At 62.1% G+C, this 13881-nt stretch carries 12 protein-coding genes; 4 read left to right on the plus strand and 8 right to left on the minus strand.

Annotated features, from left to right (window positions below; translation table 11 throughout):
- Window positions 1-2 precede the first annotated feature (2 nt).
- Complete coding sequence (locus ACV22W_RS03750) at window positions 3-413, minus strand: TIGR02594 family protein (RefSeq protein WP_448018119.1); 411 nt, start codon at window positions 411-413, stop codon at window positions 3-5.
- Between the two features lie 345 nt (window positions 414-758).
- Here ACV22W_RS03750 and ACV22W_RS03755 point away from each other — a divergent pair, with 345 nt between their 5' ends.
- Entirely contained in the window at window positions 759-1712 is a 954-nt protein-coding gene (locus tag ACV22W_RS03755) for a hypothetical protein (protein ID WP_448017805.1), read from the plus strand.
- 210 nt (window positions 1713-1922) lie between these two features.
- On the opposite strand, the gene ACV22W_RS03760 is transcribed toward ACV22W_RS03755, so the two are convergent.
- From ACV22W_RS03760 to ACV22W_RS03775, 4 genes are all read right to left on the minus strand, one after another.
- A complete protein-coding gene (locus ACV22W_RS03760) occupies window positions 1923-4370 on the minus strand; it encodes a heavy metal translocating P-type ATPase (protein WP_448017806.1) in 2448 nt (815 codons plus the stop codon).
- Window positions 4371-4589: 219 nt separating this feature from the next.
- Window positions 4590-4856, minus strand: a complete 267-nt coding sequence (locus ACV22W_RS03765) for a DUF5676 family membrane protein (RefSeq protein ID WP_448017807.1) — start codon at window positions 4854-4856, stop codon at window positions 4590-4592.
- 72 nt (window positions 4857-4928) lie between these two features.
- Complete coding sequence (locus ACV22W_RS03770) at window positions 4929-5585, minus strand: methyltransferase family protein (protein WP_059699793.1); 657 nt, start codon at window positions 5583-5585, stop codon at window positions 4929-4931.
- Entirely contained in the window at window positions 5569-5823 is a 255-nt protein-coding gene (locus ACV22W_RS03775; protein ID WP_082721894.1) for a DUF2933 domain-containing protein, read from the minus strand. Before ACV22W_RS03775 ends, ACV22W_RS03770 begins: the two co-directional genes overlap by 17 nt.
- A gap of 487 nt (window positions 5824-6310) precedes the next feature.
- Between ACV22W_RS03775 and ACV22W_RS03780 the strand changes: the two genes are divergently transcribed.
- From ACV22W_RS03780 to ACV22W_RS03790, 3 genes are read left to right on the plus strand one after another with little or no spacing between them, the layout of a single operon-like run.
- Window positions 6311-6973, plus strand: a complete 663-nt coding sequence (locus ACV22W_RS03780) for a LemA family protein (protein ID WP_448017810.1) — start codon at window positions 6311-6313, stop codon at window positions 6971-6973.
- Window positions 6974-6990: 17 nt separating this feature from the next.
- Window positions 6991-7824, plus strand: coding sequence for a TPM domain-containing protein (locus ACV22W_RS03785; protein ID WP_448018120.1), 834 nt, complete (start codon window positions 6991-6993; stop codon window positions 7822-7824).
- A 2-nt stretch (window positions 7825-7826) separates the two neighbouring features.
- Window positions 7827-8324 carry a TPM domain-containing protein gene (locus ACV22W_RS03790; protein WP_448017811.1) on the plus strand — a complete coding sequence of 166 codons (498 nt, stop codon included), beginning with the start codon at window positions 7827-7829 and terminating at the stop codon, window positions 8322-8324.
- A 160-nt stretch (window positions 8325-8484) separates the two neighbouring features.
- Here ACV22W_RS03790 and glmS read toward each other — a convergent pair whose 3' ends face one another.
- The 3 genes from glmS to ACV22W_RS03805 all read right to left on the minus strand — a co-directional run bounded on the left by glmS (window position 8485) and on the right by ACV22W_RS03805 (window position 13684).
- Window positions 8485-10302 (minus strand): glutamine--fructose-6-phosphate transaminase (isomerizing), encoded by a 1818-nt coding sequence (gene glmS, locus ACV22W_RS03795; protein WP_448017813.1) that lies wholly within the window; start codon window positions 10300-10302, stop codon window positions 8485-8487.
- A gap of 47 nt (window positions 10303-10349) precedes the next feature.
- The gene (locus tag ACV22W_RS03800; protein ID WP_448017815.1) at window positions 10350-11438 is read right to left on the minus strand and encodes a hypothetical protein; all 1089 of its coding nucleotides are present in this window, start codon (window positions 11436-11438) and stop codon (window positions 10350-10352) included.
- 92 nt (window positions 11439-11530) lie between these two features.
- Window positions 11531-13684, minus strand: coding sequence for a hypothetical protein (locus ACV22W_RS03805; RefSeq protein WP_448017817.1), 2154 nt, complete (start codon window positions 13682-13684; stop codon window positions 11531-11533).
- Window positions 13685-13881 lie beyond the last annotated feature (197 nt).

Consider the following 13881-nt stretch of genomic DNA (forward strand, 5'->3'; position numbering starts at 1 on the left):
GCTCAGCCCGCGTCCGGCCACCGGTATCCGATCACCTCGCTCACCGGATACGCAAGCTCGCGCACTTCCTCCAGCTGATTGCCGCCGAACAGGTGCACATGCTCGTCGTCGTGACGCAGATAGAACCCGACATGCCCCTTCCAGCTCACGGGGTCGTCGCGCGTCAGGATCGCGATGCAGCCGTATACCGGACGCTCCAGCGGACGCCCCCATTCGAGCCACGAGCGCGCGAGCGCCGACCCCGTGCCGCGAATGCCGGCATGCGTCATGCACCAGTTGACGAATGACGAGCACCACGAAATCTTGTCGTCGTAGCCGACGAGGTTCGTGTGGTTGTTGTATTCGACGATGCGCGGATTGATGCGGCCGGGCGGGAAGCGGCGAATGCCCAGCTCGGCCAGTGCGACGGCCATCCACGGCGGATGGCCGGCTTGCGGGTTGCCCTCGGGGTTCGATCGGATCACGACGGTCTCGATGGAATGCGGGTGGAATGTCGCTCAATCTTCGCACGAAGGCGGCGGTATGGTGGTGTCGGTTTGGGCCGCCTCGGGCGAACCGGTCGAGCATTGGGGTTCGACCGTCACAACCGACGCCGTCGTCTTTCCGGATTCCCGACACAGAAGAAAACAATCGGCCGGATTCTTTTGCTTTCGCGCGGAGAACCCTGATTCCGGTGCGAGCCGTTCCACCAGATCGATTACCATCCGAACGACCCGCCGATTTCCAACACACATCCTGCGACCAAGGGGCCACGCGCCATGACGATCCGCTCAGACGACGCGCCGAGTCAATCCGCCCCGGACACAAGCGCAAAACCGCGAGTCATCACGCTGCCTGCACACCTTCGACAGATACCGACATGCAAAGGTATTCCGGATCGGTTCAATACCTATCTGCTGAATATCGGTTTCATGCTGTTTTTCGGCACGATGTTCGTCGGATTGCTCGTTGCGCCATTCGACGATGCGTCCTTTTCGCGAGTCGGGTTCATCGGTTTCGTTCTATGGTTTTTCATTTTGGCCTGCCTCGCCTGGGCGATGGCGATCGTGATTCGCGCAACGATGAATATCGGCGGCTGGTTTCAAGTCGACGCAACCGGCTTCCGATACGGCGTCGGCAAGCACTCGGACGGGGTGGCGCTGCAGCGGGAACGGCGCGTCGAATGGCATGAAGTCGTGCGGAGCGAGGACATGCGCTGCGACGTTGACTTCAACTCGCCTTCCCGGGTGACCATGAGCCCGGCGAACTTCCAGTTCTGGCGACGCAGTGGGACGGGAGAACCTCCGAAGCGATACACACTGCGCACGAGCCTCGTGGATTACGACGCCGACAACGCCATTCGCTGCGTTCGCTTCAAGAATCGTCACGAATTGCTTGTCGCGCTGCTGTGCGGCCTCGCGCATCAGGGGTTGCGTTTCAATCCGAGCACATTCATTGCCGCCGGAATTCATCCCGAAACGTGGCAGCCGCTCGCAAAAGCGCGACGCCCGGCCATGATCTATTTTGCGATCGTCGCCGTACTCGGGATGCTTGCCTTCTGGACATGGGGGCGCCTGTCGCTGCCATTCTCCGTGGCGATTCTGCTCGTCTCCTTCGCGTACTACTGGACCGAGGGCAAGTACGATTTCTCTCCGGACATCAAGCACTATCCACGCGACCCAATCGTATTCCGGATCGACGGCGACACGCCCGCCTTCGATCCGGAATCGTAACGGCGCGCACGATCGCGCTTGAATCGCCGTCGTTTTCCGCTGCCGTCTCGGGACCGCTCAGCCTCGTGCCGAGCGGTCTCGTCGAAGTACATCAATTGGTTACGCGCCACCCGTCGTTCTGGTTACGCTCGAGCCTTCCCGGCAGCCAATGACTTGCTTGGCCGGCCCGACGACGTCAAATCGTGCGGACGTTTGCGTGCCGATCGCTGCTCAAATTTTGGCGTTACGCAACCTTAGCGCGTTCGAAATGACCGAAGCGGAGCTTAGACTCATTGCAAGTGCCGCAATCATCGGCGAGAGCAGCAAACCGGTGAATGGATAAAGTGCCCCTGCCGCCAGCGGAACGCCGAGCGCGTTGTAGACGAACGCGAAGCCGAGATTCTGCTTCATGTTCGCAACGGTTGCCTCGGACAGCCCTCGAGCACGCGCAATACCGCGCAAGTCGCCCTTGACGAGCGTCACCTGAGCGCTACTCATTGCCACATCCGTGCCTGTTCCCATTGCCACGCCGACATCGGCCTTGGCAAGCGCAGGGGCGTCGTTTATGCCGTCTCCAGCCATCGCGACGACATGCCGGGCTTGCTGAAGCTGTGTCACCAGATCGAGCTTATCGGCAGGCTTCACCTCGCCATGGAATTCGTCGACGCCGAGCTTCTCGGCCACGGCCTTCGCAGTCACCACACCATCACCGGTCGCCATTACGACTCGAATGCCGTTCTCCTTCAATGTCGAAAGCGCTTCCGGCGTCGTCGCCTTTATCGGGTCAGCGACCGCCAGCAGTCCGGCCAAACTGCCATCGACAGCCAGGTACATGACACTGGCGCCTTGCGCACGCAGGCCGTTCGCCTCCTTGGCCAGCGATTCGACGGATACGGCGTCCGCCTGCATCAGCGCGGTGTTGCCAAGCGCAAGTCTCCTGCCGGCGACCATTCCTCTCACGCCGATACCCGTCGCGGATTCGAAATTTTCCGTGCGGTCCAAAGTCAGCTTCTTCTCACGGGCTGCCTCGACGATGGCTGCAGCAAGCGGATGCTCGCTACCTTGGTCAAGGCTCGCCGCCAGACGAAGCACTTCGTCGGTCGTGTATCCGTTTGTGCCTACGGCTTGCTCGAACGCCGGACGCCCCTCTGTCAGCGTCCCTGTCTTGTCGACAATGAGCACGTCGACCTTGCGAAAATTTTCAATCGCAGCCGCATCGCGAAAGAGAATCCCCGTTGTGGCGCCCTTTCCGCTCGCGACCATGATGGACATTGGCGTCGCAAGGCCCAGCGCGCAGGGACATGCAATGATGAGGACCGCCACCGCATTGATGAGACCGAACACCCAACTGGGCTCCGGGCCAAAGATGCCCCACACGAAGAACGTCAAAAGAGCGACGCTGACGACCCCGACGACAAACACGCCAGCCACCTTGTCAGCCATACGTTGCATGGGGGCACGGGACCGCTGCGCCTGCGCGACCATCTGCACGATTTGCGACAGGACGGTTTGGGAGCCGACCTTTTCCGCGCGAATGACGAGACTGCCCGTCGCGTTCATCGTTGCGCCAATGACGTGGCCGCCAACACGCTTCGTGACCGGAATGGGCTCGCCGGTAATCATGGACTCGTCGAGCGAACTCGTGCCGTCCGTCACCACGCCGTCCACAGGGACTTTTTCACCCGGCCGCACGCGAAGCAGGACTCCCACATAAACATTGGACAACGGAACATCTTCTTCGGAGCCATCCGGGTTGATACGTCGCGCAGTCTTGGGTGCGAGCCCGAGTAGTGCCTTGATGGCGGCGGACGTTTGCGAGCGCGCCTTCAGTTCGAGCATCTGCCCGAGAAGCGTCAGCGAAATGATGACTGCCGCCGCCTCGAAATACACGCTGACTCGGCCGTGCGCGCTGTATGTTTCCGGAAACACGCCGGGGAAGATGGTGGCGATGACACTGTAGATGTAAGCGGCACCTGTCCCAAGCCCGATGAGCGTCCACATGTTGGGGCTGCGGTTCATGAATGAACGCACGCATCGCGCGAAAAACGGCTGGCCTGCCCACAGGACGACCGGCGTAGAGATAATGAACCCGACCCAGCTCCCGGTGTCGACGCCCCCCGATCCGAAGCGATGGCCGAACATCGCAAGGACGAAAACCACGACGGTCAGTGGCAGCGTCCACCAGAATCTGCGTTGGAAATCGACCAGTTCCGGATTATCGCCTTCGTCAACGCTGGGCAGCATCGGCTCCAGGGTCATGCCGCACTTTGGACATTGCCCCGGATGGTCCTGGCGAATTTCCGGGTGCATCGGGCACGTGTAGATGGTTCCGTCGGGCACTGCTTGCCGCTGCTCGATGGTCGAGGGCTCAACATACTTGGACGGCGCAGCCTGGAATTTCGTCAAGCACGCCTGGCTGCAGAACGCGTACCACTTGCCATTGTGTTCTCCGTGGAAGCGTGACTTATCGGACACCGTCATTCCGCAGACGGGGTCGTGAAGCGAATCCGTGGAACGAACGTGCTCGGCCCGGCCCTCATGATGATGCGCACGCGCGCCGTGTCCGTGCCCGGCGGAAGGCGCGTGCTTGTCCGCTTCACGAGCGTGATGTTCGCGCGATGACACCTGCCCGGAAATCCGTTGATGGTGAAGCTTGTCTTCGCCGGGTCGGCCGCTCATTTGACGCTCCCTTGTTCACCCGTTCCGCTTCCATTGAGATTCGTCGCCCTGCGCATCAGAGGGCGCCACCGACGACGTGCCGGTGTGTCGAGCGCTAGCACAGGAGCAACGATCATTCCGTGCTTTCCCGCTCAACCCGTTACCTCACTCTCCTGATTTCCGGAGACGGACACGGGCAACGTGTAGTCCGGGAGAGAGGTACGGGCGTACGGAATTGCGTCAGCCCGGTCCACTCAGGCGGTTGTGTAACCACGCGAAGAAGGCGCCAGCTGCAAAGAACCAGACCGCGAACACACCGGCCGGGTAGACGACGAACCACCACGACAGTGACTCGCCCGTCTGAAGGCGCCGAAAATCGAGTCCGTGAAAAAGCATGTTCATGAAGTTCATGAACGGTTCAGGAAGTGCCATCCATACGAGCGTGCATAGGACATAGAAGAGCACAACCGTGGCTGAAAGCGTCACGCCAGTCTTGAAGGGCTTCATGGCAGCCTCCTCATCCCGGAAGATTGCGATTGAGTTCAGCAGCAGTGCCAGCTATCGGTGAGCCGCCTGAAATCAATGTATTTGGGCCGGGCGTTTTCCAAAAACGTTGGGTACAAAGCGCGGCGTATGTGCCGCGTATTCACGCCACGCCGCGCCGAACTGCGCCTCCGAATCGCGTTCCTCTTGTATCGCTAGTCGAACGTACATGAAAACCAGAATGGGAAACATTGCCAAGGTCACCAGCGTGGGCCATTGAAGCAGGAAACCCAGCATGATGACGACGAACCCGACGTACTGAGGATGTCGGATTTTCGCGTAGGGTCCGGTGGTGGCCAACTCCTTGCTACGCTGAGCTTCATACAGCACGTGCCACGCCGTGGACAGCAAGTAGAAACCGCCCAATATCAAGAAGAAGCTGAGAAGATGCGGAAGTCCGCCATGCGGGTCGCCGTGCCTGCCGGTCAGGGTCCACCACAGGTGTCCTGTATCGTGCGACAGCAAATTTGTTTGCGGAAAGCGCGTCTGCAACCAACCCGATAGCAAATAGATGGTGAGCGGAAACCCGTACATTTCCGCGAATAGCGCGACGATGAAGGCAGAGAATCCACCGAACGTTCGCCAGTCCCGCTTTGTCGCCGGCTTGAAGAAGCTGAACGCGAAGATGATGAAGACAAGTGAATTGATCGCTGCGAGGCTCCATAACCCGTAACCGTCATCGATGCTGGTCATGACCCTCTCCCGAATCAGGACGCCCCTCGGTCGATTTCGTTCCATGGTGCCCGTGCCCATGGTGCATAAACAGATGCATCAGCGGGCACGAGAGCAACAGCAGATAGGGCAACACCCCAAGGAAGTGCGCTCGGTGTTCCGAAAGCAGGAGAAACAGTGCTATTGCAGCGAACGCGACGAGTGCAATGGCCGACCGTGATTTCCAGAACGGCCGAGCACCATGTGAGTTGTCATTCACCGCTGCCTCCCATTTCGTACCGTCTCACTTCCCGGCCGGATGCTGCCGCGCAGTTTGCCTTGCTCGGCACTTTTGCAGTCGCCGTATTGGGATGATGGCGATCGCGAGCTGCATTGTCGGTGGCCGCCGGCGGACCGGCGATTGCAGCGCCATGACCATGCCGAGCGCCGCAACTGCGATTGCCGGTTTTTTCGGCAATGCCATCGCGTTCTACACGAGCATGGCTCCGGATAGCCGGTCGAGCCCTGAAACCACTCTATGCTCCCCCCCCTTCGATGGCTTGACGTGGCTCAACGAATCACGAATCGAACGCTTCATACGTAGCACGGCCGCGGGGCGGACAAGCGACCGGAACGGGGTATCGCTCCGGGCACGCTCGACAATGCAGCATTGACATGCATCAAATCTGCGACCGCGCTGCCACTTACGATAAGTAATGTACACGCGAGCGGCGGAATGCCGAGGAATATCGGACAGAGGCGCGTCCATGTCGACGAATCCTGCAGCAATCTCTGCGCGGCGCAGTCTGGCCCGCGCACTTCTGATCGCCGCATCGGCGGTGAGTCTGCTTTCTCTCCCTGGGTGCGGTTATAACGCCATCCAGAGCGAAGACGAGCAGGTAAAGGCCAGTTGGTCAGAAGTTCTAAATCAGTATCAACGGCGTGCCGACCTCGTTCCCAACCTCGTCAACACAGTGAAGGGGTACGCGAACCAGGAAAAGGAAGTGCTCGTCCGCGTGACTGAGGCCCGGGCACAAGTCGGCTCGATTCGCGCCACGCCCGAACTCATTGCCGACCCGCAGGCGTTCGCAAAGTTCGAAGCGGCGCAGGGACAGCTCACGTCGTCTCTGTCACGCCTGCTCGTGGTATCGGAGAACTATCCGCAATTGAAGTCGGACGCGAACTTCCGGGACCTGCAGGCGCAGCTCGAAGGCACGGAAAATCGCATTGCCGTCGCCCGCAACCGATACATTCGCTCCGTCCAGACGTACAACACGACGATACGTTCGTTCCCGAACAATTTGACTGCGAAGGCATTCGGTTATCTGGAGCGCCCGAACTTCTCGGTGAGCAACGAGGCCGAGATTTCCAAACCGCCTCGAGTCGACTTCGGCTCGACGCCGGCATCTGCAGGCAAGGCCTCCAATTGAACACGTTCCGACTGGCGATGGTCGTCGTCTTTGCCTTCCTTGTCCTGGGGGTAGCACACGCGCACGCGGACGCCGCCATCCCGCCACTGACGTCCAGAGTGACCGATGAGACCGGAACCCTGACCAGCGACCAGACGGCCAGCCTTGAGAAGACGTTGAGAGAGTTCGAGGCGAAACGAGGAACGCAGCTTTCAGTTCTCATTGTCCCGACCACGGAGCCCGAAACCATCGAACAGTATTCGATGCGAGTCGTCGAGCAATGGAAGCTTGGGCGCAAGAATGTCGACGACGGCGCGCTCCTGATCGTCGCCAAAAACGACCGAGCACTTCGAATCGAGGTCGGGTACGGCCTCGAAGGTGTGCTCACCGACGCAACGAGCAATCGCATCATCAACGAAGCGATAGTCCCGCGATTCCGAAACGGGGACTTCTACGGTGGCATCACCGCCGGCCTCGACGGCATCATGCGCGTCACCAGCGGCGAGCCGTTACCTCCGCCGCAGCGACCACCACGGGCCAGCGACGGCGCCGGACGGTTGCTTCCTGTTCTTTTCCTCCTGACGGTCATGGCCGGCGGGCTGCTGCGCGCCATGTTCGGGCGTCTGCCAGGAGCCGTCGTTACCGGCGGCGTCGTTGGGGTACTCGCGTGGATTTTATCGCAGGCGCTTTTCGTCGCCATCGCGGCGGGAATGATGGCGCTGCTCTTCACATTGCTGGGTGGCGGGATGCGAGCCGCTGGCGGGCGCTTCATTGGCGGTAGCGACGCACGTTTCGGTCGTGATTCGAATCGCGACATCTTTCGCGGAGGCGGTGGGGGCTTCGGCGGCGGTGGCGCATCGGGACGGTGGTGAGTATGGACCTGAAACGCCTCTTCCGGCATCTTTTCACGACCCGCTGGCAGGTCGACCGCGCATTTTCACGGCGGGCGCTTGACGCAATCGACGAGGCTGTACGTGCTAGTCATCGCGCGCACGTGGGTCAAGTCAGGTTTGCCGTAGAGGGGGCGCTGCACATCGGCGCCTTGCTGAAGGGCACAACTGCGAGGGATCGTGCCATCGAGGTGTTCTCGGAGCTCAGGGTCTGGGACACGGAGCACAACAACGGCATTCTCATCTATCTTCTTCTTGCGGACCGCGACGTCGAAATTGTTGCGGACCGGGGCATACACGCCAAGGTGGATAGCCTCGAATGGGAGGCGATTTGCCAGGCCATGGAGGCTCATTTCCGGCAAGGCGATTATCGGTCCGGTGTTCTGCGAGGTGTCGAGCAAGTTACCGAACTGCTGCAAAAGCACTTTCCAGTTCACGGTCCGCAGCTCGATGACCTTTCCAGTTCGCCCATCGTGATATGAGCTCCGGAGCTTGACATCGGTCCTCTCCGCGAGCGGCAAGCCACCGATTCGTTACAGGAGGTCGTCTGGATGAGACCGCGGACGGTTACTTCGCCGGCAAAGCGAGCGTCAGCAAGAAAAGGGGGCTAAAAACGCTTTAGCCCCCCCTTCGCACCTCCCGTCACTCCACCGTCACCGATTTCGCGAGGTTCCTCGGCTTGTCGATATCCGCACCGCGCAGGCAAGCCGCGTGATACGCGAGCAGCTGAAGCGGCACGACGTGCAGGATCGGCGACAGCAGCCCGTAGTAATCCGGCATGCGCAGCACCGACACGCCTTCGCCGTTGTCGATGCGCGTATCGGCATCGGCGAATACGTAAAGCTGCCCGCCCCGCGCCCGCACCTCCTGCATGTTCGACTTGAGCTTCTCGAGCAACGCGTCGTTCGGCGCAATCGTCGCGACCGGCATCGCGTGCGTCACGAGCGCGAGCGGCCCGTGTTTCAGTTCGCCGGCCGGATACGCTTCCGCGTGGATGTACGAAATCTCCTTCAGCTTCAGCGCGCCTTCGAGCGCGATCGGGTAATGCAGGCCGCGCCCGAGGAACAGCGCGTTCTCGTGCCGCGAGAATTCCGCGGCCCAGCGCTCGATCTGCTGTTCGAGCGCGAGCACGTCTTCGAGCGCGCTCGGCAGCCGTCGCAACTGCGTCGTATAACGCGCGAGCTGCGCATCGTCGACGTAGCCGCGCAGCCGGCCGAGCGTCACCGCGAGTATGAACAGCGCGACGAGCTGCGTCGTGAACGCCTTGGTCGACGCGACGCCGATTTCAGGGCCGGCGCGCGTCAGGAACCGCAGGCCGGTCTGACGCATCATCGCGCTGGTCGGCACGTTGCAGATCGCCAGCGTATCGATGTGGCCGAGCGCCTGCGCATACTTGAGCGCGGCGAGCGTGTCGGCGGTCTCGCCCGATTGCGACACGCTGACCACCAGCGTATTCGGCAGCGCCAGCGCGTCGCTGTAACGGTATTCGCTCGCGATCTCGACCTGCGCTGGCAGCCGCGCGATCGTCTCGAGCCAGCGGCGTGCGGTCAGGCCGGAATAGTAACTCGTGCCGCACGCGAGGATCAAAACGTTGTCGATCTGTTCGAACGCGCGCGCGGCATCCGGGCCGAATATCGCCGGATCGAACAGCCCCGCATCGGGAATCGTCGCGGCGACGGCCTGCGGTTGCTCGAAAATTTCCTTCTGCATGAAATGCCGGTACGGCCCGAGCTCGACCGCGGCCTGCGCCGACGAGACGGTCTGGATCGGGCGATCGACCGGCGTGCCACCGCGTTCGAGGATTCGCACGCCGCCGGGCGTCAATTCGACGATGTCGCCTTCCTCGAGAAAGATGAACCGATCGGTGATGCCGGCGAGCGCGAGCGCGTCGGATGCGAGAAAACATTCGTCGTCCTTCAGGCCGACGACGAGCGGCGATCCGACCCGCGCGCCGATCAGCCGCTGCGGCTCATGCTTGCTGAACACCGCGATCGCGTATGCGCCGTGCAGTTGCGACGTCGCATCGCGCACGGCGGCGAGCAGATCGCCGCGATACTTGCTGTGAATCAGATGGGCGACGACCTCGGTGTCGGTCTGGCCATCGAACTGGTAGTGCTCGTCAGACAGTTGCCTGCGCAACGTTTCATGATTCTCGATGATGCCGTTGTGCACGAGCGCGATTTCGTCGCGCGAGAAGATCGGATGCGCATTGCAGGTTGCGGGCGCGCCATGCGTCGCCCATCGCGTATGCGCGATGCCGGTGCTGCCGGACAGCCCGGCGCTGCGCACGTGCGCGTCGAGATCGGCGACCCGCGACACACTGCGCTCTCGTCGCGCCTGGCCGTCGACGACGGTCGCCACGCCGCATGAATCGTAGCCGCGATATTCGAGGCGGCGCAAACCTTCAATCAGAATCGGAACGATGTTCCGTTGCGCGACCGCGCCGACGATGCCACACATGACACGTCTCCTTCCCTGTTTCCGTTCATCGACCGTGCGCCGTCGTGTCAGCGCGATCCGGTCACCGTTATCTCCGCCGTCGTGAACCCGCATTTGGCGGGCGCGAGCGGGTCGGCCATCCGGCTTTCGAATGCCAGATACAGCGCCTCCTCCAGTACGTTCCAGTGCGAGCCATGACGGTACGGGCCCGAGCGCGCATACCAGCAGGCGACGGTGCTCCAGTCGTTCATCTTGAATGCGACCAGCGCGATCAGCCCCCACGGAAAATCGGAGCCGGCCAGTTGCATCCAGGTCTTGCCGTACTTCTGCATCCACTGCGCATAGATCGTCTCGTTCGACTGGTCGGGCACCTGGATGCCGGACAGGATCGGGAAGATCTGCGCGACTTTCGCCGGATAGAAGCTCGTGTCGCTGATCTTCTGCGTGCTCGCGCGAAATCCGGACTGCGTGCCGCGCCAGAATACCTTCACGATCGCCGACGACAGCCGGTCGGCACGCTGGCTCCACGGTCCCGCGTGCGCGTAGTCGGCGCGGCGCACGTAATACGCGGCGAGCGCCTGGAACGCGCTGTGCACCTCGACGTTATCCATCAGCAGTGCGACATGAAGCGACGACGAGATCTGATAGACGCCGCTCGCCTTGTCGAGCAGCGTGTCCAGGTGCGCGCCCGCGCGGTTCAGGCTGAGTTCCCAGGCAGCCGGCATCCCGTCCGGAGGCGCAAAGCGCGCGAGCAGTTCGATCCAGGTCGCCATCATCGCGTCGTCCGCGTCGGCTTCCGCGCACGGGTTGACCTGTCCGCTCTTCACGCAGAAGCGGTCGAATCCGCCGTCCAGCCGCTGGCGCGGCAACACCCATCCGATCCACGCGAGTGCGGCCTGATGGGCATCCATATGGGTGTCGGCGGCGGCAAGCAGCGCCTTCGCCGCGAAATAAGGATCGATGCCGGCGCCGTTCAGGCGCACGGTGATCGCGCCGTCCGGGCGTTGATACAGCCCGTTCAGCTGAAGGTCGGCGGCGCCCGCGTGCAGCACGGAGCAGCACGCGGCGACGCAACAGGCAACGCGCCATGCATGGCACAGCCTGACAAGGGTCGCCACGCACGCGCGTGCGGCCGGGAAAAGCGCGGGCCGTTTCATGATCGGGGGCTCCTGCGCGGTAGTTCTGCGCAATTCGCGCCGGGCGCGGCGTTGGCCGCGTCGCGCGCCGGCGGGTATATCGACGTTGCGCCTCAGTGCACCTTGGCGCTGGTGAACTTGAGGCTGGTGCCGCTATTCGCGGTCACGAGCCAGTACGTCGAGTCGGTGATATTCACGCTGCCGCTGCCTTGCGTGATGATCGGCAATGCATACGCGGCCTTCGGCAACAGCCACGTCATGTTCGTCAGGCTGCTCGGGTGGCTGGCGGAGAAAGCCCAGCCGCTACCCGTGTCGGTAGCCGACCACGTGACGCTCAAACGCGCCCGGTCGAAGATCGTTATATCGCTCATCGTGTACCACCGGAACTGACCGAGCAGTTTCAGCGAATTGGCTTGCGTGAAGATCGCGGACAACGTCGACGGGTAGAACGACGCGCCGTACGGGTGCGCATAGATCAGCCGGCTCGTATGGTTCGCGACGACGAAGTTCATCAGCGCGGCGTACCAGTTGTTCACGTCGGTCGTCGGCACCGCGTACTGCTGGAACTCCTCGAACGTCGCGTACTTGCCGAACGGCATCACGGGGTAAGCCCACAGGCCCGGGTTCAGCAGCGCACCGTTGCGGTATGCGCGGGTCGGCGCCGAGCCGGTGTGGCCGGTGAAGTAGTACCCGTTGAAGCCATTGCTTTCGAGCCAGTTCACCGACCAGGTCGGCGTGTTGCCTTCCGGCGCTGCATATTCCACGTCCGGCACGCCGGTCGCGGCCTGGACCGCCTGATGGTTCATCACCAGGTACTGCTGGAACGTGCTCTGGTTCGTCTCGCTCGCATTCGCGCCCCAGTAGTCGTGGATCCACCCGCCCTGGCTACCGACGCGATGGCCCTTGCCCACCAGATACTTGAGCAGATTCTGCGCGGTCGGATTGTTCGCGAGATTGATGCCGTTGCCGTCGCCGAAGGTCGCTTCATCGGGACCGGCCGTCACCGCAAACGTGAACGGCCCGTTGTTCCATACGCCGAGGCTCTTCAGGTACAGCGCCGGCTGGATCTGGTCCTCCGCGCAGAAGTGCCAGTTGAACACGATCCCGGCCTGCGCTTTCGGCAGCGGCGACAGCGACGGAAGATTCAGCATCTGCGTGCCGAAATAATGCAGGTAGCCGTGAATCAGCATGCCGTCGGTCTGGCCGTCGAGGTAGGCCAGCGGCAGGTTGACGAACAGCACGCCGCCGTTGCCGTACGGGTTGTAGCCGGACACCAGCCCGAACGTCGGCGAGGTCAGGATCGTCGTGCCGGAATACGTGCCCTGCGTGACGAAGCTCGGATAGGTCAGGAAGCCGTACACGTAGCCCGAAATCCCTTCGAGCGTGTCGGTGGTGGTCGTCAGCGTGGACGCAAGCGTGTTTGCCGTCTTGCCGGTCGAGGTGCTCAGCAGCGAACCGGCACTATACGTCGTGGTCTTCTTCAGTTTGCCGGTCACGGTGCCGGTCAGCTTCGGGAGCGTCTGGCTCAGCACGCCGCTGCCCGTGGAGGGCGTCGTGTACTGGAACCACGCATTGTGGTTGTAGTTTGCGAGGCCGCCCGGGTTCGACGGGCTGGCGGCCAGGAACAGCGCGCTGCCGGACGTCGATGCCGACGTCTTCGACGAGCCGGAGCTGCTCGTCGACGCGAACGAAGTCGTGGGGCTGGCGGCTGTGGTCGCCGAAGTCGTCGTCGTCCATGCCATCGACTTGCCGGGGGGCACTTGCAGCGTGCGCAGCCAGCTGCTCATGCCGGTCACGTTGCCGAGGCCGATCATGTTGCCGCCGTATTGGTCATACAACACGTAGTCGACGCCGACCATGTTGCTGAAACGAGACTTCGGACTCACATAGAAGCCTGCCGAATTCAGTACGCCGAAATCATAGACGAGCATCACCTTGCCACCGTTCAGCGCGTAGTTCTGGATCGCCGTCACGAGCGTATCGTCGGCCGTCGTATGAACCTGGTCCGGCAGGATCAGGCCTGGATACTGCGACAGCGACGAGCCGGCGGCCATGAACTGGCTGTCGGTCATGACCGTGATCTGCAACCCTTCTTCCTGCGCGGTATCGAGCCACGCGGACACGCGAGGATCAGGCAGCGTCAGCGTGTCGGGCACCAACAGGAGAAGCTGGTTGGTAGCCGCCCGAACGCCGCCCGGACTGAATGCGAACGCCAGCGCGAACAGCGCGAACAATATCCGCAAGAACTTGCCTGACTTTTCCAACATGGTGTGCTCCTCGCTTAAGGAATGGGTGGCGCCACAGCAGCGATGAGCGTGCCGCCGACTCGGCCCACCTTGCCCGGTAGATGTGTGCGGCTGCCCAGTTCGTCGAGCATCGAACGACGTCGGCCGTCGGCGGCCGGGCCGTCATCTCCGTTGGAAACGAATCGATGCGACGCAGGGAGAGAAGCGAACAACGTGCC

Source organism: Burkholderia sp. AW49-1, from assembly GCF_053427845.1.